Source organism: Caulobacter sp. DWR2-3-1b2 (assembly GCF_049896345.1).
GTDB lineage: Bacteria > Pseudomonadota > Alphaproteobacteria > Caulobacterales > Caulobacteraceae > Caulobacter.
The window spans coordinates 144647-171373 of the sequence record NZ_JAFCUC010000007.1 but is presented as its reverse complement, the minus strand read 5'-3'; the positions used below and the strand labels follow the sequence as shown (position 1 = coordinate 171373).

The following is a 26727-nucleotide window of genomic DNA, read 5'->3' as shown; positions in this document are numbered from 1 at the left end:
CCCACGCTTCGCGCGGGCCCCTCCCTCTCCCCTCCGGGAGAGGGCTGTCAAACCTCCGGCACCGTCTCCTTCAGACGCCCGCCCATGCGGATCGGCTCGACGCGGACCGCCAGGCCCGTGCGGTCGTCGGTCTCGACGAACACGCCGCAGATCGTGGCCGGGCCGCTGGCGGGCTGGTAGCGGCCGCCGCTGATCTTGGTGGTGAAGCGCCGCAGGGGCTCTTCCTTCTGGTTGCCGATCACGCTGTCATAGTCGGCGCAGGCCCCGGCGTCGGTCTGGTAGGCGGTGCCGCCCGGCAGGATCTGGGCGTCGGCGGTGGGCACGTGGGTGTGGGTGCCGACCACCAGCGAGGCGCGGCCGTCGCAATAGTGGCCCATGGCCATCTTTTCGGAGGTGGCCTCGCAGTGCATGTCGACCACCACCGCGTCGGCCACCTGACCCAGCGGCGCCTTGTCCAGCTCGCGGTCGGCGGCGGCGAAGGGGTCGTCCATGGCGTCCATGTGCACCCGGCCCAGCAGGTTGATGACCATGATCGTCCGGCCGCCCTCGGTCTGGAACAGGTGGCTGCCCTTGCCCGGCGCGTCCGACAGGGCCGGATAGTTGGCCGGACGGATCAGCCGCGGTTCGCGGACGATGTAGGTGAGCGCCTCACGCTGGTCCCAGCTGTGGTTGCCCAGCGTCAGGCAGTCGGCCCCGGCCTCGAACAGCTCGCGGGCGGTGTTTTCTGTGATGCCGAAGCCGGCGGCGGCGTTTTCGGCGTTGACGATCACGAACTCCAGCTGGAGATGGCGACGCAGGGCGGGCAGATGGTCGGACAGGCCGTCGCGGCCGGACTTGCCGACGACATCCCCGAAGAAGGCAAAGCGCATGCGGAATTAGTCCTTTCGGACCGCGATATACGCGCTTTCGGTCAGGATGGCGTCCAATCGTTGGTCGTGGGGTTCGACAGGCAGGCCGTGTGTCTCCTGGCCCACATAGCCCAGCCCCAGCATGAACACGTCGCCCCTGGCCCGCAGCGCCTCCAGCGCCCGGTCGTAATAGCCTCCGCCCTGCCCCAGCCGGCGACCTTCGCGGTCGAAAGCCAGCAGCGGCGTGATGACCAGGTCGGGATCGAGCGCGGGCTTGACCGGCTCGGGCGCGTTCATGCCGGCCTCGTCGCGGGTCAGCGTGTCGCCCGGCGTCCATTGGCGGAAGACCATCGGGCCGTTCTCCGCTTCCACGCGGGGCAAGGCCAGGGCCCAGCCTTGCTCGAGCAACCAGGCGGCCAGATGGCGGCGGGGGTCGATCTCGGCGCCGACGCCGGCATAGAGCGCCGCGACCTTGCCGGCCGCATCGGGGAAGCGGGCGCTCAGGGGGCTCCGCGCCACCTCGACGATCATCCAGTCGGCTTCAGGGTGCTCAAGGGCCAGCGCCTTGCGGCGGTTGCGGACCAGCAGGCGCAGGGCGGCCTTGGCGACGGCGGGATCTTTGATGGCCATCATGCCTATATGAGGGAAGGTGGCGGCGCCGTGAAGAACCGTGAAGACGTTTCAATCCACTCGAACCTGGTTTGACAGGTGGGCGTCGTGTTCCCGCAGCCACGGCCACGGGAGGGAACAACTCCCTAGAGGTAGATTACGGTCCCTGGGAATAGAAATCTTCGACGAGGGCCACAGCAGACCCGCCGTTGAGGGATATAGGCGTTCACAGGGTGGATAGCCAGTGCGCGCTGTGACGCGGAGACGTAAATCCTCCCCCTGTGGGGGAGGTGTCGGCGCAGCCGACGGAGAGGGGAGTGTTTGGGAGATGGCCAAAGTCAGGATCGACGATCCTAAGCCTCCCCCCACCGGCGCTTCGCGCCGCCTCCCCCACGGGGGGAGGACTGCTCCCTACCCCTGCGCCAGCGCCTCGATGCGCTCGGACGCCGCGTCCAGCGCCTTGACCGCCCGGATCTCCACCCGCGTCTGTTCGGTCTGCAGGCGGGCCAGTTCGGACTGGGCGTGGGCCAGGCGCAGCTTCAAATCCGACAGCTCGTCGGCCAGCAGCAGGGCGCCCATCAGGAACAGCCGGGTCTCGCCCAGCTGGCCGACATCCTGGCTGACCTGGCGGACCTGGCGGTCAAACAGGCGGGCGATCTCCAGCAGGTGGGCTTCCTGCCCGTCTTCGCAGCCGACGTTGTAGGGGCGGCCGTTCACCTGGACGGTCAGTTGCGCCATGCTCAGGCCTCCTTTTCCGGCCGGTCCAGATGGCCGCCGAACAGGTCGTCGCTCTGGTCTTCGAGCGCCTCCTCGTCGTCGTCATGGACGCCCTCGGTGATCAGGCTCTCGTCGCCCAGGGCGGCGCGGATCTCGGCGATGGCGCGGCCGAGGGCTTCGGACGCCTGTTCGCCGGCTTCTTCCAGAGCCCTTTCGCGAGCGCGGGCGGTTTCCAGCTCGGCGGCCAGCGCCTCGGCCTTCAACTCGGCGTTGGCGTCGAACAGGCCGGCGGACGCCTCGACTGGCGCGGTCGGACGCGCAGCGCGGTCGGCGGCCAGCTTCTGTTCCAGCTGGGCCACGGCGCGCTCGAGGCGGCGCGCGGCGAGCTCCAGGGCGTTGCCTTCGCCAGGGGTCATCGAGAGGGTCCAATCATCCGGCGCAACATATAGATCAGCGCCCGCTTCGCCACCCGCCATGGCGACAATTGGGCGACGAAACGGTGTTCATCACATTACCAAACGACGAGGCTGCGTTCCTGGGGTTGACTTCCCCGCCCCGCGTCGCAAAACGCCCCGTAAAATCAAGGTAACGTCGGTCGACCCGGCCGAACGCTCGTTAGGAGAAAGACCTCATGGCTCTTCGCGTCGCCATCAACGGTTTCGGCCGGATCGGACGTCTCGTCCTGCGCTCCATCGCCGAGCACGCGCGCCGCGACATCGAGGTCGTCGCGATCAACGACCTGGGCCCGGTCGAGACCAACGCCCACCTGCTGCGCTATGACAGCGTTCACGGCCGCTTTCCCGGCGTCGTCACCTCGGGCGAGGACTGGATCGACGTGGGCATGGGCAAGATCAAGGTCACGGCGATCCGCGACCCCAAGGACCTGCCGCACAAAGAGCTGAACGTCGACATCGCCTTCGAGTGCACCGGCATCTTCACCGCCCGCGACAAGGCCGCCCTGCACCTGGAAGCCGGCGCCAAGCGCGTGCTGGTCTCGGCCCCCGCCGACGGCGCCGACAAGACCATCGTCTACAAGGTCAATCACGAGGTCCTGACCGCCGACGACATCGTCGTGTCGAACGGCTCCTGCACCACCAACGCCCTGGCCCCGGTGGCCAAGGTGCTCAACGACCTGCTGGGCATCGAGCGTGGCTACATGACCACGATCCACAGCTACACCGGCGACCAGCCGACGCTGGACACCATGCACAAGGACCTCTACCGGGCCCGCGCCGCCGGTCTGAGCATGATCCCCACCTCGACCGGCGCCGCCAAGGCCCTGGGCCTGGTGCTGCCAGCCCTGAAGGGCAAGCTGGACGGCTCGTCGATCCGCGTGCCGACCCCCAACGTCTCGGTCATCGACCTGAAGGTCGTGCCGTCGCGCGACACCACGGTGGACGAGGTCAACGCCGCCCTGCAGGCCGCCGCCGACGGCGAGATGAACGGCGTGCTGTTCACCACCACCGAGCCGCTGGTCTCGTCGGACCTCAATCACATCGCCGCCAGCTCGACCGCCGCCCTGCCCCAGACCCAGGTCATCGAGGGCAAGCTGGTCCGCGTGCTCAGCTGGTACGACAACGAATGGGGCTTCGCGACCCGGATGGCCGACACCGCCCTGGTGATGGCGAAGTTCCTGTAAAAACTGATGAATTCGCGAAGGCATTCCCTAGCGATTTCGATCTCGGTGCTCGCCGCATTCGCGGCGAGCACCTTTAGCCTTTCAGTCTGGGCGGCCACGCCACCTAAGCCGCTTTCCAGAGGGGTTCTTGTCCCCGACGGATTTTCGACCGCCCTGGATTTTCGTGGGCAGGCTCCAAACGTCCAGCGATCGCGCGTTATGGGCTTGGTCGAGGGAATGCTCCTATCCGGCTTACTCGGATCCCCAGAGCAGAACGTAACAAATCTTCAGCATTGTGTCGTCGGAATGACTGACGAACAAATCATGCTGATTTTCAATAAATTTATATCAGAGCATCCAGAGAGATTAGACGAATACGAACACGTCGTATTCTTCGCAGCTCTCAAAAATGCATGCAACACGCGAGGAAAGCCGTTTTGACTAAGTTCCGCACCCTCGACACCGCCGATCTCGCCGGCAAGCGCGCCCTGGTCCGGGTGGACTTCAACGTGCCTGTCGATGGCGGCAAGATCACCGACGACACCCGCCTCCGCGCGGCCCTGCCCACGATCCACTATCTGTCGACCAAGGGCGCCAAGGTGATCCTGCTGGCCCACTTCGACCGCCCCAAGGGCAAGGTCGTGCCGGAGATGAGCCTGGCCTTCGTGGCCGAGCCGCTGGGCAAGCTGCTGGAGCAGGAGGTGGCCTTCGCCGCCGACTGCGTGGGTCCCAAGGCCAAGGCCGTGGTCGACGCCATGGAAAACGGCGGCGTGGCTTTGTTCGAAAACGTCCGCTTCCACGCCGGCGAGGAGAAGAACGACGCCGACTTCGCCGCCCTGCTGGCGGAAAACGGCGACCTCTATGTCAATGACGCCTTCAGCGCCGCCCACCGCGCGCATGCTTCCACCGTGGCCCTGGCCCGCCTCCTGCCGTCCTATCCGGGCCTGGCCATGCAGCGCGAGCTGGACGCCCTGGACGCCGCCCTGGGCAATCCCAAGAAGCCGGTGCTGGGCATCGTCGGTGGCTCCAAGGTCTCGACCAAGCTGGATCTGCTCAACAACCTGGTCGCCAAGCTGGACCGCCTGGCGATCGGCGGCGGCATGGCCAACACCTTCCTGTTCGCCCAGGGCCACGATGTCGGCAAGTCGCTCTGCGAGAAGGACCTGGCCGACACCGCCCGCCAGATCATCGCCACCGCTGAAAAGTCGGGCTGCGAACTGCTGCTGCCGGTCGACGTGGTGGTGGCCAAGAAGGTCGCCCCCGGCGTCGACGCCGAGACCCGCGACTTGGCCGATGTCCAGCCCGACGACCTGATCCTGGACGCCGGTCCCAAGAGCGCCCAGCGCCTGATCGAGGCTATGGACGCCTCCAACACCCTGATCTGGAACGGCCCGCTAGGCGTGTTTGAAGTGCCACCTTTCGACGAAGCGACTGTTTCGGCGGCAAAACACGCCGCCAAACTCGCGAAATCGGGTAAGATCGTCGCCGTGGCCGGTGGCGGTGATACCGTGGCGGCCTTGAACCACGCGGGCGTGTCGAGCGATTTCACTTTCGTCTCGACGGCCGGCGGCGCGTTTCTTGAATGGATGGAAGGCAAGACGCTTCCGGGTGTCTCGGTCTTGGAGGCATAGGCAGGAAAAAGACTTACCGGGTCCCCCACGGACCGCTCATCCCGGCGAATGCCGGGACCCAGATTCATCTGGAGCGGCTCGCGGGCTTCACCTGGGTCCCGGCATGCGCCGGGATGAGCGGATGATAGATGGGCGAAGAACGCAAAGCGTCAAAAGCCCCAAAAACAAGAAACGGCCCAACCACTTCACGCTTGCAGGAGACACCACGTGGCGAGGATCACGCTAAGACAGCTATTGGACCATGCGGCGGAGCACAGCTACGCCCTGCCCGCCTTCAATATCAACAACATGGAACAGGGCCTGGCGATCATGGAGGCGGCGGAAGCTGTCAATTCCCCGGTCATCATCCAGGCCTCGCGCGGCGCGCGGAACTACGCCAACGACATCATGCTGGCCCGGATGATCGACGCCCTGGCCGAGATCTACCCCAACATCCCGGTGTGCATGCACCAGGACCACGGCAACGGCCCGGCCACCTGCGCCACGGCGATCCAGTACGGCTTCACCTCGGTGATGATGGACGGCTCGCTGCTGGAGGACGCCAAGACTCCCGCCACCTACGAGTACAATGTCGAGGTCACCCGCAAGGTGGTCCAGATGGCCCACAGCTGCGGCGTCTCGGTCGAGGGCGAGCTGGGGGTCCTGGGCTCGCTGGAAAGCGGCATGGGCGAGGCCGAGGACGGCCACGGCTTCGAGGGCAAGCTCAGCCACGACGAGCTGCTGACCGACCCCGACCAGGCGGTCGACTTCGTGCAGCAGACCGGCGTCGACGCCCTGGCCATCGCCATGGGCACCAGCCACGGGGCCTACAAGTTCACGCGCAAGCCCGACGGCGACGTCCTGGCGATGAACGTGATCGAGGACATCCACCACCGCCTGCCCAACACCCACCTGGTGATGCACGGCAGCTCCAGCGTTCCGCAGGACCTGCAGGACATCATCAACCAGTACGGCGGCGCCATTCCCCAGACCTGGGGCGTGCCCGTGGAAGAGATCCAGCGCGGCATCCGCCACGGGGTTCGCAAGGTCAATGTCGACACCGACAACCGCCTGGCGATCACCGGCGCGATCCGCAAGATCCTGGCCGAGCACCCGCACGAGTTCGACCCGCGCGCCTATCTGAAGCCCGCCAAGGAAGCCATGCGCAAGGTCTGCCAGGCCCGGTTCGTCGAGTTCGGCTCGGCCGGCCATGCCGACAAGGTCAAGGCCCTGTCCACCGCGACCATGGCCAAGCGCTATGCGTCCGGCGAACTGCACGCCAAGTTCGGCGAGGCGGCCAAGAAGGCGGCGGCAGAGTAGGGCTTAGGGTTCAAACCCGCCCAAAAACCCCGAGCGGAGATCGGGGTGAACAATCAGGCCTCCTCGGGCGACCGGGGAGGCCTTTTCCGTGCGCCTCAAGGCAACCCCCACCCTCGCCGGCCGTTACCTTTCCCCATTGGTTTCAAGGATACGCACGATGATACTTCCCAAGGGCGCCCTCGTGGCCGTCGTCGATGGCGAGAAACTGGTGATGTTCAAGAACACCGGCGACCAGACGCCCGAACTGACGGCCCTGCCCACCCCCGATATCGACGGCGACGGCGGCGGTACGGGCGGCCACGCCTCCAGCTCGGCCAATCCCGACGAAAGCACCAAGTCGGAGGATGGCTACGCCGCCGGCGTCGCCGCCGCGCTGAACAAGCAGGCCCTGACCAACCAGTTCGAGCACCTGTTCGTCGTCGCCGCCCCCAAGACGCTCGGCGAGTTGCGCAAGCATTGGCACAAGGCGCTGGAAGCCAAGCTGGTCGGCGAACTCGCCAAGGACCTGACCGGCCAATCCGCCGACGCGATCGCCACGGCCATCGCCCACGCCTGACCGGCGCCTGCGCCCGGCAAAAAGGCCTCCCAGAGCAATCTGGGAGGCCTTTTTCTCGCCTGGATTTGAAGTGCTCTGCGGGCTGGGCGGCCGCGTTCTAGAGCATTTTTCGAGCGAAGTGGTTCCGCTTCGCGTGAAGAAAAATGCGTCAAAACAAAAGATTAGAGCTCACGGCCTGACGCAGTCAGGTCGGGAAATGCTCTAGTCGGCGACGCCGCAGGGATTGGGACGGGTTATGGCCGAGGTTCAAACCACTTTTCCCGGCGCGCCGGCCAAGGCCTCCCTGGCCTTGGTCACCAGGGCCTCGTCGGGGATCGGCGAGGCCTTCGCCCGGGCCCTGGCGGCGCGAAGCCACGACCTGGCGCTGGTCGCCCGCCGGCCCACCCGGCTGGAGGCCCTGGCCGCCGAGCTTTCCGCCGCCCATGGCGTCACCGCCTTCGCCATCCCAGCAGACCTGTCGCTGACGGGCGCCGAAGCCACCGTGCTTGACGCGATCCGCACAAGGATGGAGAGGCGTTGGCCTGACTAAAATCCGCTTGCCCGGCGAAGGCCGGGGCCCAGATCCCGGAGCGGTGTGGTGGGTTGCAAGAGCTCAGAGCTTCTGGCGTCAGCCCCGCCGCCATTCCATCTGGACCCCGGCCTTCGCCGGGAAGGCGGATTTAAAGCGGAGGATAGGCATGCGCCCCGCCGTTGGGGTCTTCGACCGCGCCCGGGGCGGCCAGGTAGTCGGGCCCGATCGGGACCTTGCCGTGACCGTCGGGGATGTCGAGCACATAGGTCGGCTGACACAGGCCCGAGAACCGGCCCCGGATCTGGCGCATCAGGGCGCGGCCCTCGTCCACGGTGGTTCGCAGATGGCCGGTGCCCGGCGCGTGGTCGCCATGGTGAAGATAGTAGGGTCGGATGCGCGCCTCCACGAACGCACGCATCAGCAGGCCCAGCGTCTCGGGGTCGTCATTGACGCCGCGCAGCAGCACGGTCTGGCTCAGCATGGGGATCCCGGCGTCGATGATCCTCGCGCAGGCCGCTCGCGCCGCCGGCGTCAGCTCCCGCGCATGGTTGGCGTGCAGGGCGACATAGACCGCCTTGCCGGGGACCTTGAGGGCTGCGACCATCTCAGCGGTGATCGCCGCCGGATCGACCGCCGGCACGCGGGTGTGAAAACGTACGACCTTGACATGGTCGATGGCCGCCAGCCGCTCGCCGATGTCGCGCAGCCGGCGCGGCGACAGCACCAGCGGGTCGCCGCCGGTGACGATGACCTCCCATATGTCCGGGCGGTCGGCGATATAGGCGAAGGCGTCGTCCAGCTGGGCGGGCGTCAGGCTTCGCAAGCCTTCCGGCCCGACCATTTCGCGGCGAAAGCAGAACCGGCAATAGACCGCGCAGGTGTGGGTGGGCTTCAGCAGCACCCGATCGCGATAGCGGTGGACGATCCCCTCGACCGGGCTGTGGGTCAGGTCGCCGATGGGGTCAGCGGTCTCGGCCGGTGTCTGGATCAGTTCGGCCTCGTGCGGCAGGAACTGGCGGGCGATGGGATCGCTCTCGTTGGCCGGGTCGATCAGCTCGACCATGGCCGGCGTGATCGCCACCGCGTACCGGGCCGCCACCTGCTCGAGCGCGGGCAGTCGCTCCGGAGCGATCAGGCCGGCGTCGGCCAGCGCCTGGGCGCTGCGGAGGGTGCGGGCGGGGGTCATGAGGCCGGCGGTATGGCGGATTGAAGCGACTGACGCAATGCGGCCCACTGACGGGGACATGCCCTTGGGCGTGTCCCCAGTCGCATCCCCGACATCACGCCTGAACTCGGGGACACGCCCTTGGGCGTGTCCCCGTCGGTTGGAGGTGCTAGCGCCTAGCCGCCCGCCACCGGCGTCCACATCACCTGATCCACCCGGCTCGCCCCGGCCGCCAGCATCACCAGCCGGTCGAAGCCTAGGGCCGAGCCGGAGGCGTTGGGCATGATCGCCAGGGCCGCCAGGAAGTCCTCGTCTAGCGGGTAACGCTCGCCATAGACCCGGGCCTTCTCGTTCATCTCGGCCTCGAACCTGCGGCGCTGTTCGGCGGCGTCGGTCAGTTCGCCAAACGCATTGGCCAACTCGACGCCGCAGGCATAGAGCTCGAACCGTTCGGCCACGCGGGGGTCGCCGGGCTTGGGCCTAGCGAGGGCGGCCTCGGCGACGGGGTATTCGCAGAGGATCGTCGCGCGCCCGACGCCGAGATTAGGCTCGACCTTCTCGACGATCACCCGGCTGAACACATCGGCCCAACTATCATCTCCTGCAACGCGGATCCCGACGGCGGTCGCCGAAGCGGCCAGAGCGTCGCGGTCCGTAGAACCGTCCGCGCCGATCGAGGCCAGCAGATCGACCCCCGCGTGGCGCGCGAAGGCCTCCGCCACCGTCACCTGCTCGGGCGCGGCGAAAGGATCGCAGATCTTGCTCCGGAAGCGAAATTCCCGCGTTCCGGCGGTTTCGGCCGCCAAGGCCATCAGCGCGGCGCAGTCGTCCATCAGCGTCTGGTACGGCGCGTCCACCCGGTACCATTCCAGCATGGTGAACTCGGGATGGTGCAGCGCCCCGCGCTCGCGATTGCGCCAGACCTTGCCGAAATCGAAGATCCGCCGCTCGCCCGCCGCCAGCAGCTTCTTGCAGGAAAACTCCGGCGAGGTGTGCAGGTAAAGCGGCGCGGCCTCCCCCGAAAGGGTCACGGCGGCGGTCTCGAAGGCGTGAAGATGGGCCTCGTTGCCGGGCGACACCTGCAGGGCCGCGGTCTCGACCTCGATGAAGTCCTGACCCTCGAACCAGGCGCGGAACGCGGCCTTGATCCGGTTGCGGACCAACAGGAACGGCCGCCGGTCGGCGTGGCTTTCTGGGCGCCACCAGGGCGAGGCGGAGGCAAGCGGCACTGGAAAGTCCCTCGGGCGGGGTGGCGAACTTGGCGGGGATCGCTATAGGAGGGCGATATCTAACGCAATTCGCGCGCTCTCGGGCCGGCGCGAGACCTAAGGACAAGATAAGTGAAAGTCGCCGCCAGCTCGCTCAGGAAGGGTTTCGTCGTCGATATGAACGGCAAGCTCTACGTCGTTCTCAACGTCGAAAACATTCACCCAGGCAAGGGCACCCCGGTGACCCAGCTGAACATGCGCCGCATCTCCGACGGCGTGAAGGTGTCGGAACGTTACCGCACGACCGAGACCGTCGAGCGCGCCTTCGTCGACCAGCGCGACCACACCTTCCTGTATCAGGACGGCGAGGGCTATCACTTCATGAACCCGGAAAGCTTCGACCAGTTGACCGCCACGCCTGAAGTGATCGGCGACCTGGGCGCCTATCTGCAGGAGGGCATGGTCGTTCAGCTGTCGACCCACAACGACCTGCCGATCTCGCTGGAACTGCCGCGCACCGTGACCCTGGAAATCGTCGAGACCGAACCCTCGGTGAAGGGCCAGACGGCGTCGTCGTCGTACAAGCCGGCGATCCTCAGCAACGGCGTGCGCACCATGGTGCCGCCCTATATCGCCGCCGGCACGCGAGTGGTCATCCTGACGGAAGACGGCTCGTATCAGGAACGGGCGAAGGACTAATCGTCAGACCGGAGGGCGGCGAATACTTGCCCCCACCTGGCGACTTCGTCTCCTGTCCGCCCCCATAGGGAGCGGAGCCCAACCGGGCGAGCTCCGCCCCCTATGGGGGCGGACAGACCGCGAAGCGGTCAGGTGGGGGCAAGTGCGTGAGCTGCTACCACTTCAGCACCCACCGCCCGAGCAACGCCCCCAGCGCCCCGGTTCCCAGCACGCCGAGCGTGTACCAGACCCCCACGAACACCATGGTGCTCTCGCCGCAGTGCAGGCCGTAGACCGTGGCCGCCACGCCGCCGGCGAAGGCTCCCGCCGCGAAGCCGGTCAAGGTGGGCCGGGTCGGGGCCATGCCGCGCAAGACCAGCAGGGTCGCCGCCAGGCCGGGCAAGGCCAGCATCAGGATATTGCGGGCGCAGACCGTCCAAGAGTCGCCGCGCAACATGGCCATTCTCTGGTCCGGCTCGCTGAGCACACCCTGTGTCAAGCCGGCGACCAGGAACAGCGTCAGCACCGCCGCCCCGAAGGTCAGGGCCCGGCGAGGCGCGCCGTCCGGCCGGGCCAGGCGCTCCAGCACCCAGAAGCCAGCGATCGCCAACAGCGCCGTATAGCTGGCCTTCATCCAGAACATCCGCCCGGTCATCGCCTGCGCCAGATCGGCGCGGGTGTGCAGCCAGGCCAGCACCAGCACCAGGGCCGCCAGGGCGCCAGCCCCCGCGACCCCCACGAGGCGGCGCTGCACCGCGCGGCCCGGAATGGCGCGCGGGGCGGTGGCCAGCTGATCGATCAGATCATCCGTCCGCACGACCACGCATCCTTTCGCGAAGAGACTTGAGCGCCCGGTGCAGGGCGACCTTGGCCGCGCCTTCCGAAACCCCGGCGCGTGCGCCAGCTTCCGCAAGGCTGAGGCCGTCGATCTTGACGCCGCGCACCAGGTCGCGCTGGCGTTCGGGCAGGGTGTCCAACGCCCGACCCAGGTCCAGCGTCGAGCCGGGGTCGGGAGCATAGGCGGCCAGGATCTCAACATCGTCGTCGAGCGGCACGGTCACGCGAATGCGGCGGCGGCGCCAGTGATCGATCAGCTTGTAGCGCGCCAGGGCGAAGGCCCAGGGGGTGAACGGCTGGGCGCGATCATAGGTCGCGCGCCGCGTATGCACCGCCATCAGGGTCTCTTGCACCAGGTCCTCCACATCGCCGGGCGCGTCGCGCATGCGGCGCTCGAAATAGGCGCGCAGACGACCACCAAGCTGCGACAGCAACAACCGATAGGCCGGGGCGTCGCCGTCCAGGCCCAGCAGCATCAGCGCCTCCAGGTCGGCTTCGGATATTTTTGATCGCCCTTGACCGGGGCGGAACGGCAAGGCCGCTTCTGGACTTCACCAGCCGCCGTAAACCGGCGCGAACCGGTGCTCCAGGGCATCGACCTCGCGTTCGGCGTCGCGGCGCGCCCACTCCGCCCGGCGGCCGTCCTCGACGGCGGAGCGCTGTTCGCTGCGCAGGCGGTTCAGGCGGTCGCGCAGTTCGTGCTTCTGCTCGTCGTTGAGCTTGGGATTGCGCAGTTCGTCCTCGACGCCCCTCGCGTCACGGTCGCGCTTCTCGGCCCGGCGATCGGCGCTGTCGCGGTCGGACATCGCCTGGTTGAGCCGCGAGGCGGCCGCGTGGACCAGCTTGCCGTCGGCATAGGCCGCCAGGAAGTCGCCTTCGATCCGTTCCGGACATACCCCGGCATAACCATTGCCCTGGCGACCTTCCTGAAAGCCGCGCGGCGGCGTGCAATAAAGTTTCAGGCCCTGGTCGCGGGCCGCGAAATAGGGGGCGGGATCGGGGGCGACGCCCGCCTTGGCGCAGGCCTTGGCGTGGTCGTCCAGCCGGCTCTGCGGACGCCCCGCCTCGCCATCCTTGAAACCGACGCCAGCCCAGTCGCCCTGCAGGCAGGCGTCCTTGCTCATGGTTTCACAACTGGCCAGCAGCAGCGTGCCGGCCAGGATCGGGATCAGCAACAAAGGACGCATGGAAACCCTCCCCCAAACGATGTTGGAGGAAGCTAAAGCTTGACCGCATGAACGGTCGATGAACCGTGTTATTTTAATGCACCGTAACGCGTGGGCGCTTCCAGAGCTCTTCGGTCAGAGCGTTGGCGAAGCCTAGCCAGCCGAGATAGGGGCTGGAAAAGCCCGAGGCCGGGACGACCAGCTTGCGCGCCTGGATCGCATAGGCCCCCGAGGCCGCCAGCGACGCCGCCGCGGCGCCCAGTTGCCCGCCGAGACGCTTGGCCCCCAGGGCCAGCCACAGAGCGTTGAAGCCCTGGACCAGGCTCCACAGGGTCAGCGCCCGAGTGCGGGTAGGACTGGACGGCGCGTTCCAGATCCGCAGGCCCGACAGGGTCATGGCGATGAACAGCGGCGGGAGGATCAGGCTGGTCAGCTTCTTGGGCTGGTGCGCCACCGGCTCGTGCATTTCGGCGTAGCCGACGGCGTATTCCTCGTCGTCGATCATCCGCTCGTGACGGCGCCCCAGCAGGGTGGACACCAGGATCGCCCCGCCAGCCAAGGCCAGGCCGAGGGCCAGCTGGGCGCCCGCCGAGGTCGGGGTATCGTCTTTCATGTCGATCTCGAACGACTCGCGGCCGGCGTGGGCCCGCCTCCCGTGGGATCTACCGTTCGGGATGTGCATGCCGGGACTCCTCGCGAAACATGGCTGTAACCCTTTCAGCTGCACCTTGGTTCCAGATGGCCGGCGATAGGGCTCTCCGCGCGGAGGAACTACGCCGGCAGTTCGCCTACGGCGCTCTGCAGGTAGTTCTGTTCGCCCAGCGCCCTGACCAGACCCAGCTGCATTTCGAGGAAGTCGATGTGCTCCTCGGTGTCGGTCAGGATCTCGCGCAGCAGTTCGCGGCTGACATAGTCGCGGGCCTGTTCGCACTGGATGATGCCGGGGATCAGGGTCTCGCGGCCACCGATCTCGACCGACAGGTCCGAGGCCAGGCACTCGGGGATCGTCTCGCCGATCTTCAGCTTGTGCAGATCCTGCAGATTGGGCAGGCCCTCGAGGAACAGGATGCGGCTGATCAGCTTGTCGGCGTGCTTCATCTCGCCGATGGACTCGTCATAGGTGATCTTGCCCAGGCGCTTGAATCCCCAGTTGTCGTACATCCGCGCGTGCAGGAAGTACTGGTTCACCGCCGTCAGCTCATTGGTGAGCACCGCGTTCAAGAGCCGGATGATGCCGGGATCGCCTTGCATGGCGGGTCTCCTCAGATTCGAAAGTCGAGGCGACCGTGATCCATCGCTCGGACGGCTTCAACCGCTATGTCTGCAAGTGTATCTCAGCCTCACGGAAAAGCGTGAGACGGTTTCACGGTCGCCTATTCGGCGGCGTAGGCCAGGGCTTGTTGGTTGTCCTGGATCATCTGGCGCATTTCGCACACGCACTTGGCGCACTGGGCCTGGCAGCCCTTGTGACGAAAAACCTCCGCCGGGCGAGTGGCGCCAGCGTCGATGGCGGCGCGCACGTCGCGCTCGCGGATGCCGTTACAGTTGCAGACGTACAAGGAAGTCGTTCCCGCCGAATGATTGTCATTCTCATGTAGCGGAGGCATGGAGATTTTGCAACTGACTCGCAGTGCGGCAAATCCCCTCCCCCTGTGGGACAGGTGTGGGCGAAGCCGACGGAGGAGGGAGTGGTCGGCAGCCAGCCGCACCAGGATCGACGATCCCAACACTCCCCCCACCGGCCTTCGGCCGCCTCCCCCACAGGAGACAGGACTTGATCCAGCCCTCGCCCGATGCGTCAAATCGGCGTAATCCAGCCCCATGACCGACTGCCGCCTCTATTTGATCACCCCGCCGACCCTCGACGACCTGGCCGCCTTCGCGCGGACCCTCGCCGAAGCCCTGGACGGCGGCGACGTGGCCGCCTTGCAGATCCGGCTGAAGGACGCGTCGGACGAGGCGATCGCGGCGGCCGTCGGGGCTCTGTCGCCGATCGCCCGCGCCCACGACGCGGCGGTGATCCTCAACGACCGCCCCGACCTCGCCGCCCAGACCCGCTGCGACGGCGTCCACATCGGCCAGGACGACATGCCCCTCGCCCAGGCCCGCAAGCTGATGGGCCAGGGCGCGATGATCGGCGTCACCTGCCATGACAGCCGTCATCTGGCCATGGAGGCCGCCGAGGCCGGCGCCGACTACGTCGCCTTCGGGGCCTTCTTCCCGACCACCACCAAGGACGCGCTCACCACGGCCGATCTCGAGATCCTGTCGATCTGGCAGGAGACCATGGAGGTCCCCTCGGTGGCGATCGGCGGCGTCACGGCGGAAAACGCCGCCCCGTTGGCCACGGCGGGGGCAGACTTCCTGGCCGTCTCCGCAGGGGTGTGGAAGCATGTCGGCGGCCCGGCGGCCGGCGTCGCGGCGCTGAACGCGGCGATCGCGGAAGGGCTGGCGGCGCGCGGTTAAAAGCCCTCTCCCGGAGGGGAGAGGGAGGGGCCCGCGCGAAGCGTGGGAGGGTGAGGGGTCACACCGTCAGCCGGAGCGCCGCGCCAATGGCCTCGGCCACGCCACCAGGGTCGGCCAGCACAGTTTCGTTGCCAAACCGCAGGACGCGATACCCGCAGCGCTGCAGCACTTCGGTTCGTTGGGCGTCATAATCTTCCCGACCCTCGTGGGTTGGGCCGTCGAGTTCGACGATCAGATGCGCGTCCACACACACGAAGTCGGCGAAGTAGCGATCAATTGGAACCTGGCGGCGAAACTTGTAACCCTCGAGGCGGCGACCGCGAACGATGGGCCACAGCTTTTCCTCGGCCATGGTTTGGTTTCGGCGCAGGCGGAGAGCGTTGGCGATTGGATCCATGGCGCGAGCTTGGCTTGGCTCATGACCGTGGCAAGCAAAGTAACCGGGGTTTCACTTTCGGCGGCGTAACCCCTCACCCTCCCACCACTTCGTGGCGGGTCCCTCACCCTCCCCTCCGGGAGAGGGTTTCCGAGGTCGCCTTGCTTTCACGCGGCTCCGCGACTAGGTATCGCGCCCAGTTTCTCGATCTTTCTATCCGCCCGCATGCCTATCCCCCGCCGTCACCTCCATGACGCTGCGCAGGGGGACCCTTGAGGATTTCCGTCTTGGCCACCGCTTCCGCCCTCCTGAACGTGATGATCGACGCCGCTCGCAAGGCGGCCCGCGGCTTGGCCCGCGACTTCGGCGAGGTCACCGAATTGCAGGTTTCCAAGAAGGGTCCCGCCGACTTCGTGACCGCCGCCGACCAGAAGGCCGAGCAGGTGATCTTCGAGATTCTCGAAAAGGCTCGCCCCGGCTACAGCTTCCTGGGCGAGGAGCGCGGCATGGTCGAGGGCACCGACAAGACCCACACCTGGGTTGTCGACCCGCTGGACGGCACCACCAACTTCCTGCATGGCATCCCCCATTTCGCGGTCAATATCGCCCTGCAGCGCGAGGGCGAGGTGGTGGCCGGCGTCACCTACAACCCCATCACCCACGACCTGTTCTGGGTCGAAAAGGGCAAGGGCGCCTATCTGGGCGCCGAGAAGCGCCTGCGCGTCGCCGCCCGGCGTCACCTGGACGAGAGCGTGCTGGCCACCGGCGTGCCGTTCCTGGGCAAGCCCGGCCACGCCCAGTTCCTCAAGGAGTTGCACCAGATCAGCCAGAAGGTGGCCGGGGTGCGTCGTTTCGGCGCGGCCTCGCTGGATCTGGCCTGGGTCGCGGCCGGGCGCTTCGACGGCTTCTGGGAACGCAATCTCAAGCCCTGGGACGTGGCGGCCGGCGTGCTGATGGTCACCGAGAGCGGCGGCAAGGTCTCGACCATCGACGACGGCGGCAACCCGGTGGACGGTGTCTCGATCCTGGCCACCAACCAGGAACTGCACGGACTGGTGCTGGAAAAGCTGCAGGCGGCTTAAGCTGCTCCCTCACCGTCTCCCCGGCCTTCGCCGGGGAGACGGTTTAGACACAAAAACGCCCCGGGCTCTCACCCGGGGCGCTTCTGTATTACGCCTGTCGCGTCTTAGCGGCAGACGGTCCGCTCGTACATCGTGCCGCGATAGCGGTCGTAGTCGCGGGTCGTCCAGCAGTCGCGGTCCTGGCTCTCGGTGTAGCCATAGGGTTGGGCGTAGCCGTAGGACTGGGCGTAGCCGTTGGGTTGGGCGTAGCCGTTGGGTTGGGCGTAGCCGTAGGACTGGGCGTAGCCGTTGGGTTGGGCGTAGCCGTTGGGTTGGGCGTAGCCGTAGGGCTGGGCGTAGCCATAGCCGTTATAATAGCGCGGCGACTGGCGCGGCTGGGCGTAGGCGTAACCCCGGCTGTAGTGGTTGTTGCTACTGCTGCCAGCGATGGCTGCGCCAAGCGCCAGGCCGATGATGCCACCGGCGATCGCGACGCCGGCGTCGTTGCCGTGATGACTCCGGCCGGCGTAGCCGCCGCCATAGCCGCCGCCATAGCCGCCATTGCCGCCATAGCGGTAGGACTGAGCCGAGGCGGCGGTCGCGCCGGCGACCATGGCCAAGGCCGCGACGCCCGCTGCGACACGGCCAATTGTGGTCTTGAGATTGCGGTTCATGACGCTGTGTCCTTTCTGGAAAGGCGGTCCGAACGGCCGTCTCCATCTTGAGATCGATCTTCAGGCCCGATGGCTGAACGCAGGCTGAACGGGGGCGTCAGCTTCGAAAAGCGTCCGATTTGTTCACCTTTGCGCGCGAAGGTGCGGGTTACGACGGCGCCCAGAACGGGCGCCGATGGCTCGAAGGCGACCAGGCGATGTCCAGGAACGTGGCTTACACGGCCGGCGAGGATCTGCAGATCCTGTCGTTCGAAGTCGGGACCCAGACCTATTGCGTGCCCGTGGGCGCGGTCCGCGAGATCCGCGGCGTCACGCCGGCCACCCCCCTGCCCGACGCGCCGCCCTATGTGCGCGGCGTCATCAATCTGCGCGGCCAGGTCATGCCGGTCATCGACCTGTCGGAACGCCTCGGCAAGGGCGTCGCCCAAGACAGCGCCCGCCAGGTGATCATCGTGGTCGAGCATCACGACGATGTCGCCGGCCTGCTGGTCGACGCGGTCTGCGACAGCTTCATCGTCTCGGCCAGCGCCATCAGTCCGCCCCCGCCGCTCGGCGAGGAGGCCTCGCCCCTGGTCGCCGCCGTGATCACGACGGAGACCAGCATGGTGGTGCTGCTGGCCGTCGACGCCATCCTGCCCGAGCGCAAGGTGGCGCTGGCGGCTTAGGGACCACGATTGGGGACAGGCGCATGCGCCTGTCCCCAGCCCTGCCCCGGCCTCCAAACATTTGTTTCAATAGCCCCTTCCTTCTCCCCCACGCCTCCCGCTAGGGTCTCCCGCAACAAATAGGGAGATCGCCGATGAAGGCCGCCGTTCTGCGCGAAGTAGGTCAGCCGCTCCAGATCGAGGACGTCTCGATTGGCAAGCCAGGTCCGCATGAGGTGCTGATCCGCACCAAGGCCGCCGGGGTCTGCCATTCCGACCTGCACTTCATCGAAGGCTCCTATCCCCATCCCCTGCCCGCCGTGCTGGGTCACGAGAGCGCCGGGATCGTCGAGGCGGTGGGCTCCGAGGTTCGCACCGTCAAGGTGGGCGACCATGTGATCACCTGCCTCAATCCCTATTGCGGCCACTGCGAGGTTTGCCTGACCGGCCACATGAACCTGTGCATCAGCCCCGAGACCAAGCGCGCCAAGGGCGACGAGCCCCGACTGTTCAAGGAAGACCTGGCCGGTCCCAGCAAGATGGCCCAGTTCCTGAACCTGTCGTCCTTCGCCGAGATGATGCTGGTGCACGAGCACGCCTGCGTCGCCATCCGCAAGGACATGCCCTTCGACCGCGCCGCCCTGATCGGCTGTTCGGTGATGACCGGGGTGGGCGCAGTGATCCACACCTCAAGCGTCCGGCCCGGCGAGACGGTGGCGGTGATCGGCTGCGGCGGCGTGGGCCTGGCCACCATCAACGGCGCGGCGATCGCCGGCGCGGGGCGGATCATCGCCATCGACCGCGTGCCCCACAAGCTGGAGCTGGCCAAGACGTTCGGGGCCACCGACGTCATCAACGCCAATGACGGCGACGCGGTAAAGCAGGTTCAGGAGCTGACCGGCGGCGGCGTGCACCACAGCTTCGAGGCCATCGGCCTGAAGGCCACCGCCGAGCAGTCGTTCAAGATGCTGCGCCGGGGCGGCACGGCCAACATCATCGGCATGATCCCGGTCGGCACCATGATCGAGCTGCACGGCGCCGACTTCCTGGGCGAGCGCAAGATCCAGGGCAGCTTCATGGGCAGCAACCGCTTCCCGGTCGACATGCCCCGCCTGGTCGACGCCTACATGGCCGGCAAGCTGAAGCTGGACGAACTGATCTCGCGCCGCATCAAGCTGGAAGACGTCAACTCGGCCTTCGACGAGCTGAAGCGCGGTGAACTGGCGCGCTCGGTGATCGTGTTCGACTGATATTCCTTCTCCCCTTGCGGGAGTAAGGTGGCGTCCGAAGGCCGACGGATGAGGGGTCGAAAGCCCTGTCAGCCGCGATGGCGGCATGACTGAACGCGATGGCGCCGTCCGGTAGACCCCTCATCTGACCCGCTGCGCGGGCCACATTCTCCCGCAAGGGGGAGAAGGACCACGTTCCCCGACGGCAACGCTTTCTTGAACTCTGCCTGCGCATAATGTCGCACCACCACACGTTGCGATGGGACAGTAGAGTGAAGCTGAGTGAGTTTCTCGACGACGGGTTGGAAGGCGCGCTGTTGGTCATGGGCCGGCGGAGCCGGGTGGTCCGCATCTGCGTCAGCCTGATGATCGACGGCTTGCTGCTAGCCAATTTCGGCTGGAAGGCGGCTGGCGGCTGGTTCGCGGTCAATGTGGCGCTCGAGGCCTGGCTGCTGTTCCATCAGGTCCGGGCCGGCAAGAACCGCTACCCCTCGCCCCTGGTGCGGCTGGGTACGGTGGCGGCGTTCAGCGGGGCCTGGTCGATGATGGCCGCCCTGACCTGGATCAACGGTTCGCCGGCCATGAAGTTCGCCGGCCTGCTGATCCTGTTTGGCCTGCTGCTCGAAGCCCTGAAATACGCCGTGCTCAGCCGCGCCGCCTTCGTCGCGCTGGCGCCCTTCCCGGTGGCCGCCCTGATCATCGCGCCGATCGTGTTCGGCGGCTTTCGCGGCTGGGAGATGATCTTCGCGATCACCGTCCTGCTCGGCCTGGGCGCCTATCTGAGCAACGCCGCGCGGCTGATGCGCGCCAACGCTCACGCCCTTGAGGAGGCCAAGGCGCAGGCGCAGGCCGCCAACCTGGCCAAGTCAGCCTTCCTGGCGATGATGAGCCACGAGCTGCGCACGCCGATGAACGGGGTGATAGGCATGGCCCACGCCCTGGCCGCGACCCGGCTGGACCACCGCCAGACCGACTATCTCGACACCATCGTCCAGTCCGGAGACGGACTGATGACCATCCTCAACGACATTCTCGACCTGTCGAAAATCGAGGCCGGCAAGCTGGAGCTGGAAACCGCCAGCTTTGACGTCGCCGAACTGGGCCGTCAACTTCACCGCCTGTGGGTCGAGACGGCCCGCGCCAAGGGCGTCGACCTGGTGCTCGACATCGCGCCCGACACGCCGGCCTGGCTGGCCGGCGACGCGGCCCGCGTGCGCCAGGTGCTGTTGAACCTGATCTCCAACGCCCTGAAGTTCACCCTGGAGGGCGGCGTCCGCATCGGCATCGCTTGCGCTGAAGGCGGCGGCGTCGAGATCGTGGTCGCCGACACCGGCATCGGCATGTCGCCCGAGCAACTGGCCCGGCTGTTCCAACCCTTCGCCCAGGGCGAGGCCTCGACCACGCGCCGGTTCGGTGGTTCGGGCCTGGGCCTGTCGATCTGCCACCACTTGGTGACGCTGATGGGCGGACGGATTTCGGCGACCAGCCGGTCCGACCTCGGCTCGACTTTCCGGGTGACCTTGCCGCTGGCCCAGGCGGCAGCTCCCGTCGCCGTTCTGCCGGTCGCCCGCGGCGCCGGGCTGGAAGGCCGGCGTATCCTGGTGGTCGACGACAACCAGGTGAACCAGATCGTCGCCAAGGCCCTGCTGGAAGCGGTCGGCGCCGTGGTCAGCCTGGCCGATGACGGCCGCCACGGCCTGGACCGCCTGGCCGCCGAGGACTTCGACCTGGTCTTGATGGACCTCCACATGCCGACGATGGACGGCGTCGAGGCCCTGGCCCGCATCCGGGCCGGCGAAGGCGGCCGCGACGACATCCCGGTCATCGCTCTGACCGCCGACGGCATGTCGGGCGAGGCCGAGCGCCTGATGGGCCTGGGCTTCGACGACGTGCAGCACAAGCCGATCCAGCCGGCTCTGCTGATGCGGGCCGTGGCGGAGTGGTGCCATGCGCCGCGACGAGAACTCTTGGCCAAGGCCTCGTAAATACCGCTCAGCCCGGCGAATGCCGAGACCCAGATCCAAGGTCGCTGAGGATGATTGGAGAGGCGCGGCGCCATTGTCGTCAGCCCCATCGCCATTCCATCTGGGTCCGGGCATTCGCCGGGATGAGTGGATCGGAGATATCCACAGCGTCCCAATCGAACTCTGGACGAACCGATCATGCCGCGTGCGAAAATCATCGGTTCCGCCTATGTTGACCGCTACCCGCCATGCGTTTCGACGACCACTTCCTGGACGAACTGAAGAACCGCCTTCGCCCTTCCGACGTGATCGGAAAATCGGTGAAGCTGCGGCGGCAGGGGCGCGAATATGCGGGGCTGTCGCCGTTCACCAAGGAAAAGAGCCCGTCGTTCTTCGTCAATGACGACAAGGGCTTCTACCACTGCTTCTCCAGCGGCAAGCATGGCGACATCATCAGTTTCCTGCAGGAAACCGAGCGGCTGACCTTCACCGAGGCGGTCGAGCGGTTGGCGGCCGAGGCCGGCATGGCCCTGCCCGAGCCGGACGCTCGCGCCGCGCAAGAAGACAAGAAACGCGCCACCCTGACCGACTGGATGGACCTGGCCGCAGCCTGGTTCGAGAGCGAGCTACGCCGTCCCGTCGGCCAGGCTGCCCGCGACTACCTGGTCCGCCGCGCCTTGCCGCAGGACCAGTGGAGCCCTTTTCGTTTGGGCTTTTCACCCTCCGGGCGAACCGCGCTGAAGGACTATCTGATCGCCAAGGGCGCTTCGCCGGGCGAACTGGTCGAGGCCGGCCTGCTGATCGCGCCCGAGGACGGCGGCGCGCCCTATGACCGGTTCCGCGACCGGATCATCTTTCCGATCACCGACACCCGGGGCCGGGTGGTGTCGTTCGGCGGCCGGGCCATGGATCCCGCCGCCCGCGCCAAATATCTGAACGGCCCCGAGACCACGCTCTTCCACAAGGGCCGGCTGCTGTATGGCCTGTACGAGGCCCGCAAGCTGCTGCACGCCGCCCAGGCCGCCGCCGGTCCCGAGAAGGGCGTCGAGCAGACGCCGCTGATGGTGGTCGAGGGCTATATGGACGTCATCGCCTGCCAGCGGGCGGGCCTGCCGGCCGTGGCGCCCATGGGCACGGCCATGACCGAGGAGCAGATGGAGGTGCTGTGGCGCCTGCATCCCGAACCCACCCTCAGCTTCGATGGCGACAAGGCCGGCCAGCGCGCCGCCAGCCGGGCCATCGACCGCGCCCTGCCGCTGCTCAAGCCCGGCCGGTCGTTCAAGTTCTCTATGGTGACCGGCGGCAAGGATCCCGACGACGTCCTGCGCGAACAGGGCGCGGCGGCGCTGAAGAGCCAGATGACGGCGACCACCCCCTTCGTCCAGGCCTTGTTCGACCGCGAACGTGACCTGGAGCCTCTGGACACCCCCGAGCGCAAGGCGGGCTTCAAGCAGCGGCTACGGGCCGCAGCCGGCACGATCGCCGACAAGGACCTGGCGGCGGCCTATCGCGACGACCTCTATGCCCGGCTGGACGCCCTGTTCCCCAAGCCGGGCTATGGCGGCGGCCAGAGTGGCGGCGGCGAGGGCCGTCCTTGGGTCCCGCGCGCCCAGTGGAAGGGCGGCAGGGATCGCGCGCCGCCCGATCCGGGCATCCGGGGCGTTGCTCGGGCCGAGATCGGCACGCGGCTCAAGCCCTTCCACGCCGCCGTGGCCATCGCCGCCCTCGATCATCCCGCCTGGGCGCGCTCCTATGACGAGGCCATCGAGCGCATCGGCTTTGGCGATCCCCGCCTCGCGCCCCTGGCGGCCGAACTGTTCGACGCCCTGTCCGACGATATCAGCGACGACGTCGCCTTCCGCGACATCTTGACGCGCAAGGGCCTGGGCGAGCAGGTCGCCGAGGTCGAGCGCGTGGCCGCCGCCATCAGCGCGCCCTTCCTCGATCCCAAGATGGAGCCCCACCGCGCCAAGGCCCTGTGGTCTGCCTGCTACGAGGCCCTGGTCGAGATCGGCGACAGCGAGCGCGCGTTGGGGTCGCTCCGCCGCGAAGCCGTCACCGCCGAGACCCTGACGGCGACCCGCGACCTGCGGGTGCGGATCGGGGTGCTGGAGCGGCGGATCAGCGGGCTGGAGTTCTGGGAAGCGCCGGTGACGGTGCTGCCGATCACGTAGATTGATAATCCGCTCATCCCGGCGAATGCCGGGGCCCAGATACATCCTGAGCGTCGCGCAATTAGGCGTTCAAATTCAATCCGACAAACAGGTCCCGCCAATCTGGATTGGCTTCTTCGATCAGCATCAGCTTCCAGGAACGGCGCCATTCCTTGATCCGGCGCTCACGCTTAAATGCTTCGTCGCGGGACTCATAGACCTCATACCAAACAAGCATGACGCAGCCGTATTTGGCCGTGAAGCCCCCTCGGCTTTCATCCCGATGCTCCTCGATGCGGCGCAGCAAATCGTCAGTCGAACCGATATAGAGCGTGCCGTTTCGCTGGCTGGCGACGATGTAGGTATAGAAAGCCATGCTCGTATATCCGCGCACGTTCATGACTGGCGAAAGCAGAAAAACGGGGGTTTCGATTTAGGCGCCATGGATGGATCTGGGTCCCGGCACTCGCCGGGATGAGCGGATTATCAAGACTGGCATCAAAGAGCGTGCGCCTATCCCGTCTTGACTCCGGCGTCATGCGACGCCATCTGGCGACTCACGGATTTGCCACGCTGCTGATTGACATCGCTCGGGCCGCCATTTGCATGTGCGCGCCCTCCTTGAAACAGGATGTCACCCTCGTCGCCGCCAGGTCCCAGTGGCTGCTGAAACCTCTCGAAGGTCGATGCTGATCACGCCCGAAGTCAGCGCCTCCGCAATGAGCCTAGCTCGCGGAGCGTTCAGCCATGGCTCTTCGGCGCGTGTCAGGTGTTTTCCTTGAGAATTTTTCAGCGATGCGCTGGAAGCTTGAACGGACGGCAGGGCGCGATGCGCAGGCGACCCACCATTTAGACATTTCACGGCGCGCGCCACGAACCAGGCGCCGCGCCGTTTCGGAGACTTGAATGAGCACGACGACGACTGATGGAGCCGAACCCCCCGAATCCGGTGGCGGCGATGGTCCCCTGCTCGACCTCACCGATGCCGGCGTAAAGAAGTTCATCAAGCAGGCCAAGGCCCGCGGCTACGTCACCATGGACGAGCTGAACAAGGTTCTGCCGTCGGAAGAAGTGACGTCCGAGGCCATTGAAGACACCCTCGCCATGTTGAGCGAGATGGGCGTCAACGTGGTCGAGGCCGAAGAGGACGCCGAGACCTCGGAAGGCGGCGAAGTCGTCGCCCGCGAGGACAACCAGCAGGTCATCACCAGCGACAAGCCGGCGGCCTATGACCGTACGGACGATCCCGTGCGAATGTATCTGCGCGAGATGGGCAGCGTCGAGCTGCTATCGCGCGAGGGCGAAATCGCCATCGCCAAGCGCATCGAGGCCGGCCGCGACACGATGATTCGCGGTCTGTGCGAAAGCGCCCTGACCTTCGAGGCGATCATGGTCTGGCGCGAGGAGCTCGGCACCGGCCGCATCCTGCTGCGCGAAGTGATCGACCTGGAAGGCACCTACGCCGCGATCAACGGCGTGGCCGCCGCGCCTGCCGCCGAGGACGCCGAGCCCGCCGAACCGGCCGAGTCCGACCCCGACGCTCCCAAGGCCGAGGGTGACGATGACGAGGACGATTTCGACGACGGCGCCGGCCCGACGGTCAGCGCCATGGAAGGCGAGTTGCGCGAAGGCGTGATGGCCATCCTGGATGCGATCGCCAGCGAGTTCGAGACCTTCCGCAAGCTGCAGGACAAGCTGGTCGGCAGCCGCCTGAAGGGCGCCGATCTCAGCGACGCCGACCGCAAGGCCTATGAAGGCCTGTCGACCACGATCATCCAGCATCTGAAGACGCTGAAGCTGAACAACAACCGGATCGAGGCGCTGGTCGAGCAGCTCTATGCGATCAACAAACGCCTGATCGGTCTCGAAGGTCGCCTGCTGCGCCTGGCCGACAGCTATGGCATCAGCCGCAGCGAGTTCCTGAAGGCCTATTTCGGCTCCGAGCTAAACCCGAACTGGGTTGAGCAGGTCAAGGCCATGGGCGTGCGCTGGACCAAGTTCGTCGAGAACGACAACAACTCGGTCGGCGACATCCGTCAGGAAATCGCCGCCCTGGCCACCGAGACCGGCGTGCCGATCGACGACTATCGCCGCATCGTCCAGACCGTTCAGAAAGGCGAGCGCGAAGCCCGTCAGGCCAAGAAGGAGATGGTGGAAGCCAACCTCCGTCTCGTGATCTCGATCGCCAAGAAGTACACCAACCGCGGCCTGCAGTTCCTGGACCTGATCCAGGAAGGCAATATCGGCTTGATGAAGGCCGTCGATAAGTTCGAATATCGCCGCGGCTACAAGTTCTCGACCTACGCCACCTGGTGGATCCGCCAGGCGATCACCCGCTCGATCGCCGACCAGGCGCGGACCATCCGCATCCCGGTGCACATGATCGAGACGATCAACAAGATCGTCCGCACCAGCCGCCAGATGCTGCACGAGATCGGCCGCGAGCCGACCCCCGAAGAGCTGGCCGAAAAGCTGGCCATGCCGCTGGAAAAGGTCCGCAAGGTCCTCAAGATCGCCAAGGAGCCGATCAGCCTCGAAACGCCGATCGGCGACGAGGAAGACAGCCACCTGGGCGACTTCATCGAGGACAAGAACGCCATCCTGCCCATCGACGCGGCCATCCAGAGCAATCTTCGCGAGACAACGACGCGCGTGCTCGCGTCGCTGACCCCGCGGGAGGAACGCGTGCTGCGGATGCGTTTTGGTATCGGCATGAACACCGACCACACCCTGGAAGAGGTCGGCCAGCAGTTCTCGGTCACCCGCGAACGCATCCGGCAGATCGAGGCCAAGGCGCTGCGCAAGCTCAAGCACCCGAGCCGGTCGCGCAAGCTGCGGTCGTTCCTGGACAGCTAGGCGCACATCGCGGCGCGCGCATCTCTAGAGCATTTTTCGAGCGAAGTGGTTCCGGTTCGCGTGAAGAAAAATGCGTCAAAACAAAAGATTAGAGCTCACGGCTTGACGCAGTCAGGTCGGGAAATGCTCTAGACAAAGCAAAGGCCCCTCGGATCGACCGAGGGGCCTTTCGTGTCTATGGGCGGATGCGATCAGTCCTTGAACAGCTTGTCGTCGCTGCGCGAGCCGATGCCGGCGATCGCCGCACCGCCCTGCTCGACCACCGACGACAGGCCGGCGTCGGAGTCGATCTTTCGGGCCTCTTCGTCGCGTTCGGCGGGATCGGTCTTGGCGTCGGTCGGGGTCATCGAGGGTGGGGTTTCGGTCTCGTCGTTTGGAAGGCCGGTGGCGGACGGGTCGGACTGGGACATGGTAATCTCCTGGCTGTCCAAATCGAACGCCTCGCCAGCAGGCTGGTTCTC

The 26727-nt window shown here is 66.6% G+C and carries 29 protein-coding genes; 13 read left to right on the top strand and 16 right to left on the bottom strand.

Annotated elements, in window-relative coordinates:
* Positions 1-47: 47 nt before the first annotated feature.
* The 4 genes from ACP694_RS17715 to ACP694_RS17700 form a co-directional block, all read right to left on the bottom strand.
* Positions 48-869 carry a TIGR00282 family metallophosphoesterase gene (locus ACP694_RS17715; protein ID WP_426014576.1) on the bottom strand — a complete coding sequence of 274 codons (822 nt, stop codon included), beginning with the start codon at positions 867-869 and terminating at the stop codon, positions 48-50.
* Between the two features lie 6 nt (positions 870-875).
* Positions 876-1481 carry a 5-formyltetrahydrofolate cyclo-ligase gene (locus ACP694_RS17710; RefSeq protein ID WP_426014574.1) on the bottom strand — a complete coding sequence of 202 codons (606 nt, stop codon included), beginning with the start codon at positions 1479-1481 and terminating at the stop codon, positions 876-878.
* A gap of 387 nt (positions 1482-1868) precedes the next feature.
* Positions 1869-2195 (bottom strand): cell division protein ZapA, encoded by a 327-nt coding sequence (locus ACP694_RS17705; RefSeq protein ID WP_426014572.1) that lies wholly within the window; start codon positions 2193-2195, stop codon positions 1869-1871.
* Positions 2196-2197: 2 nt separating this feature from the next.
* Positions 2198-2590 carry a hypothetical protein gene (locus tag ACP694_RS17700; protein WP_426014570.1) on the bottom strand — a complete coding sequence of 131 codons (393 nt, stop codon included), beginning with the start codon at positions 2588-2590 and terminating at the stop codon, positions 2198-2200.
* A 215-nt stretch (positions 2591-2805) separates the two neighbouring features.
* On the opposite strand from ACP694_RS17700, the gene gap reads away from it, so the two are divergent.
* The 5 genes from gap to ACP694_RS17675 all read left to right on the top strand — a co-directional run bounded on the left by gap (position 2806) and on the right by ACP694_RS17675 (position 7807).
* Complete coding sequence (gap, locus tag ACP694_RS17695) at positions 2806-3813, top strand: type I glyceraldehyde-3-phosphate dehydrogenase (protein WP_426014568.1); 1008 nt, start codon at positions 2806-2808, stop codon at positions 3811-3813.
* Positions 3814-4229: 416 nt separating this feature from the next.
* Positions 4230-5423 carry a phosphoglycerate kinase gene (locus ACP694_RS17690; RefSeq protein WP_426014566.1) on the top strand — a complete coding sequence of 398 codons (1194 nt, stop codon included), beginning with the start codon at positions 4230-4232 and terminating at the stop codon, positions 5421-5423.
* 207 nt (positions 5424-5630) lie between these two features.
* Entirely contained in the window at positions 5631-6722 is a 1092-nt protein-coding gene (gene fba / locus ACP694_RS17685; RefSeq protein ID WP_426014565.1) for a class II fructose-bisphosphate aldolase, read from the top strand.
* Positions 6723-6879: 157 nt separating this feature from the next.
* Entirely contained in the window at positions 6880-7278 is a 399-nt protein-coding gene (locus tag ACP694_RS17680) for a host attachment family protein (protein ID WP_426014563.1), read from the top strand.
* A gap of 235 nt (positions 7279-7513) precedes the next feature.
* Positions 7514-7807, top strand: a complete 294-nt coding sequence (locus ACP694_RS17675; protein ID WP_426014561.1) for an SDR family NAD(P)-dependent oxidoreductase — start codon at positions 7514-7516, stop codon at positions 7805-7807.
* Between the two features lie 130 nt (positions 7808-7937).
* On the opposite strand, the gene ACP694_RS17670 is transcribed toward ACP694_RS17675, so the two are convergent.
* Together ACP694_RS17670 and epmA are read right to left on the bottom strand one after the other, a co-directional pair.
* Positions 7938-8975, bottom strand: a complete 1038-nt coding sequence (locus ACP694_RS17670; protein WP_426014559.1) for a lysine-2,3-aminomutase-like protein — start codon at positions 8973-8975, stop codon at positions 7938-7940.
* A 155-nt stretch (positions 8976-9130) separates the two neighbouring features.
* Positions 9131-10183, bottom strand: coding sequence for an EF-P lysine aminoacylase EpmA (gene epmA, locus ACP694_RS17665; RefSeq protein ID WP_426014557.1), 1053 nt, complete (start codon positions 10181-10183; stop codon positions 9131-9133).
* A 111-nt stretch (positions 10184-10294) separates the two neighbouring features.
* Between epmA and efp the strand changes: the two genes are divergently transcribed.
* On the top strand, positions 10295-10861 hold the full coding sequence (efp, locus tag ACP694_RS17660) for an elongation factor P (protein WP_426014554.1): 567 nt from the start codon (positions 10295-10297) through the stop codon (positions 10859-10861).
* 154 nt (positions 10862-11015) lie between these two features.
* Here efp and ACP694_RS17655 read toward each other — a convergent pair whose 3' ends face one another.
* From ACP694_RS17655 to ACP694_RS17630, 6 genes are all read right to left on the bottom strand, one after another.
* Positions 11016-11657: an NrsF family protein gene (locus ACP694_RS17655; RefSeq protein WP_426014552.1), complete on the bottom strand. Its 642-nt coding sequence runs from the start codon at positions 11655-11657 to the stop codon at positions 11016-11018.
* On the bottom strand, positions 11644-12153 hold the full coding sequence (locus tag ACP694_RS17650) for a sigma-70 family RNA polymerase sigma factor (protein ID WP_426014749.1): 510 nt from the start codon (positions 12151-12153) through the stop codon (positions 11644-11646). The genes ACP694_RS17655 and ACP694_RS17650 overlap by 14 nt, the downstream gene beginning before the upstream one ends.
* Before the next feature lie 75 nt (positions 12154-12228).
* Positions 12229-12864 (bottom strand): DUF2799 domain-containing protein, encoded by a 636-nt coding sequence (locus ACP694_RS17645; RefSeq protein WP_426014550.1) that lies wholly within the window; start codon positions 12862-12864, stop codon positions 12229-12231.
* 73 nt (positions 12865-12937) lie between these two features.
* The gene (locus ACP694_RS17640) at positions 12938-13456 is read right to left on the bottom strand and encodes a tryptophan-rich sensory protein (RefSeq protein WP_426014548.1); all 519 of its coding nucleotides are present in this window, start codon (positions 13454-13456) and stop codon (positions 12938-12940) included.
* A gap of 158 nt (positions 13457-13614) precedes the next feature.
* Positions 13615-14094, bottom strand: coding sequence for a bacterioferritin (gene bfr / locus ACP694_RS17635; RefSeq protein WP_426014546.1), 480 nt, complete (start codon positions 14092-14094; stop codon positions 13615-13617).
* A 122-nt stretch (positions 14095-14216) separates the two neighbouring features.
* On the bottom strand, positions 14217-14402 hold the full coding sequence (locus ACP694_RS17630; protein ID WP_426014544.1) for a (2Fe-2S)-binding protein: 186 nt from the start codon (positions 14400-14402) through the stop codon (positions 14217-14219).
* 262 nt (positions 14403-14664) lie between these two features.
* Here ACP694_RS17630 and thiE point away from each other — a divergent pair, with 262 nt between their 5' ends.
* Positions 14665-15309, top strand: a complete 645-nt coding sequence (thiE, locus tag ACP694_RS17625; RefSeq protein WP_426014542.1) for a thiamine phosphate synthase — start codon at positions 14665-14667, stop codon at positions 15307-15309.
* A gap of 58 nt (positions 15310-15367) precedes the next feature.
* Here thiE and ACP694_RS17620 read toward each other — a convergent pair whose 3' ends face one another.
* Positions 15368-15706, bottom strand: coding sequence for an endonuclease domain-containing protein (locus ACP694_RS17620; protein WP_426014540.1), 339 nt, complete (start codon positions 15704-15706; stop codon positions 15368-15370).
* A gap of 266 nt (positions 15707-15972) precedes the next feature.
* On the opposite strand from ACP694_RS17620, the gene ACP694_RS17615 reads away from it, so the two are divergent.
* Entirely contained in the window at positions 15973-16767 is a 795-nt protein-coding gene (locus ACP694_RS17615; protein WP_426014538.1) for an inositol monophosphatase family protein, read from the top strand.
* Positions 16768-16871: 104 nt separating this feature from the next.
* Here the strand turns inward: ACP694_RS17615 and ACP694_RS17610 are convergent, their stop codons facing one another.
* On the bottom strand, positions 16872-17420 hold the full coding sequence (locus ACP694_RS17610; protein ID WP_426014535.1) for a hypothetical protein: 549 nt from the start codon (positions 17418-17420) through the stop codon (positions 16872-16874).
* A gap of 197 nt (positions 17421-17617) precedes the next feature.
* On the opposite strand from ACP694_RS17610, the gene ACP694_RS17605 reads away from it, so the two are divergent.
* The 4 genes from ACP694_RS17605 to dnaG all read left to right on the top strand — a co-directional run bounded on the left by ACP694_RS17605 (position 17618) and on the right by dnaG (position 23431).
* Positions 17618-18085, top strand: coding sequence for a chemotaxis protein CheW (locus ACP694_RS17605; RefSeq protein WP_426014533.1), 468 nt, complete (start codon positions 17618-17620; stop codon positions 18083-18085).
* A gap of 134 nt (positions 18086-18219) precedes the next feature.
* Positions 18220-19314 carry a Zn-dependent alcohol dehydrogenase gene (locus tag ACP694_RS17600; RefSeq protein WP_426014532.1) on the top strand — a complete coding sequence of 365 codons (1095 nt, stop codon included), beginning with the start codon at positions 18220-18222 and terminating at the stop codon, positions 19312-19314.
* A gap of 251 nt (positions 19315-19565) precedes the next feature.
* The gene (locus tag ACP694_RS17595; protein ID WP_426014531.1) at positions 19566-21278 is read left to right on the top strand and encodes an ATP-binding protein; all 1713 of its coding nucleotides are present in this window, start codon (positions 19566-19568) and stop codon (positions 21276-21278) included.
* Between the two features lie 227 nt (positions 21279-21505).
* Positions 21506-23431, top strand: a complete 1926-nt coding sequence (gene dnaG / locus ACP694_RS17590) for a DNA primase (RefSeq protein ID WP_426014530.1) — start codon at positions 21506-21508, stop codon at positions 23429-23431.
* 61 nt (positions 23432-23492) lie between these two features.
* Here the strand turns inward: dnaG and ACP694_RS17585 are convergent, their stop codons facing one another.
* On the bottom strand, positions 23493-23786 hold the full coding sequence (locus ACP694_RS17585; RefSeq protein WP_426014527.1) for a GIY-YIG nuclease family protein: 294 nt from the start codon (positions 23784-23786) through the stop codon (positions 23493-23495).
* 530 nt (positions 23787-24316) lie between these two features.
* Here ACP694_RS17585 and rpoD point away from each other — a divergent pair.
* A complete protein-coding gene (gene rpoD / locus ACP694_RS17580; RefSeq protein ID WP_426014524.1) occupies positions 24317-26266 on the top strand; it encodes an RNA polymerase sigma factor RpoD in 1950 nt (649 codons plus the stop codon).
* Positions 26267-26457: 191 nt separating this feature from the next.
* Here the strand turns inward: rpoD and ACP694_RS17575 are convergent, their stop codons facing one another.
* The gene (locus ACP694_RS17575; protein WP_426014523.1) at positions 26458-26676 is read right to left on the bottom strand and encodes a hypothetical protein; all 219 of its coding nucleotides are present in this window, start codon (positions 26674-26676) and stop codon (positions 26458-26460) included.
* Between the last annotated feature and the right edge of the window lie 51 nt (positions 26677-26727).

Excerpts from the sequence above, each read along its gene's own strand:
- ACP694_RS17715 (WP_426014576.1), bottom strand. The coding sequence starts at position 869 with ATGCGCTTTGCCTTCTTCGGGGATGTCGTCGGCAAGTCCGGCCGCGAC.
- ACP694_RS17710 (WP_426014574.1), bottom strand. The coding sequence starts at position 1,481 with ATGATGGCCATCAAAGATCCCGCCGTCGCCAAGGCCGCCCTGCGCCTG.
- ACP694_RS17705 (WP_426014572.1), bottom strand. The coding sequence starts at position 2,195 with ATGGCGCAACTGACCGTCCAGGTGAACGGCCGCCCCTACAACGTCGGC.
- ACP694_RS17700 (WP_426014570.1), bottom strand. The coding sequence starts at position 2,590 with ATGACCCCTGGCGAAGGCAACGCCCTGGAGCTCGCCGCGCGCCGCCTC.
- gap (WP_426014568.1), top strand. The coding sequence starts at position 2,806 with ATGGCTCTTCGCGTCGCCATCAACGGTTTCGGCCGGATCGGACGTCTC.
- ACP694_RS17680 (WP_426014563.1), top strand. The coding sequence starts at position 6,880 with ATGATACTTCCCAAGGGCGCCCTCGTGGCCGTCGTCGATGGCGAGAAA.
- ACP694_RS17675 (WP_426014561.1), top strand. The coding sequence starts at position 7,514 with ATGGCCGAGGTTCAAACCACTTTTCCCGGCGCGCCGGCCAAGGCCTCC.
- ACP694_RS17670 (WP_426014559.1), bottom strand. The coding sequence starts at position 8,975 with ATGACCCCCGCCCGCACCCTCCGCAGCGCCCAGGCGCTGGCCGACGCC.
- ACP694_RS17650 (WP_426014749.1), bottom strand. The coding sequence starts at position 12,153 with ATGCTGCTGGGCCTGGACGGCGACGCCCCGGCCTATCGGTTGTTGCTG.
- ACP694_RS17645 (WP_426014550.1), bottom strand. The coding sequence starts at position 12,864 with ATGCGTCCTTTGTTGCTGATCCCGATCCTGGCCGGCACGCTGCTGCTG.
- ACP694_RS17640 (WP_426014548.1), bottom strand. The coding sequence starts at position 13,456 with ATGAAAGACGATACCCCGACCTCGGCGGGCGCCCAGCTGGCCCTCGGC.
- bfr (WP_426014546.1), bottom strand. The coding sequence starts at position 14,094 with ATGCAAGGCGATCCCGGCATCATCCGGCTCTTGAACGCGGTGCTCACC.
- thiE (WP_426014542.1), top strand. The coding sequence starts at position 14,665 with ATGACCGACTGCCGCCTCTATTTGATCACCCCGCCGACCCTCGACGAC.
- ACP694_RS17620 (WP_426014540.1), bottom strand. The coding sequence starts at position 15,706 with ATGGATCCAATCGCCAACGCTCTCCGCCTGCGCCGAAACCAAACCATG.
- ACP694_RS17610 (WP_426014535.1), bottom strand. The coding sequence starts at position 17,420 with ATGAACCGCAATCTCAAGACCACAATTGGCCGTGTCGCAGCGGGCGTC.
- ACP694_RS17605 (WP_426014533.1), top strand. The coding sequence starts at position 17,618 with ATGTCCAGGAACGTGGCTTACACGGCCGGCGAGGATCTGCAGATCCTG.
- ACP694_RS17600 (WP_426014532.1), top strand. The coding sequence starts at position 18,220 with ATGAAGGCCGCCGTTCTGCGCGAAGTAGGTCAGCCGCTCCAGATCGAG.
- dnaG (WP_426014530.1), top strand. The coding sequence starts at position 21,506 with ATGCGTTTCGACGACCACTTCCTGGACGAACTGAAGAACCGCCTTCGC.
- ACP694_RS17585 (WP_426014527.1), bottom strand. The coding sequence starts at position 23,786 with ATGGCTTTCTATACCTACATCGTCGCCAGCCAGCGAAACGGCACGCTC.
- rpoD (WP_426014524.1), top strand. The coding sequence starts at position 24,317 with ATGAGCACGACGACGACTGATGGAGCCGAACCCCCCGAATCCGGTGGC.
- ACP694_RS17575 (WP_426014523.1), bottom strand. The coding sequence starts at position 26,676 with ATGTCCCAGTCCGACCCGTCCGCCACCGGCCTTCCAAACGACGAGACC.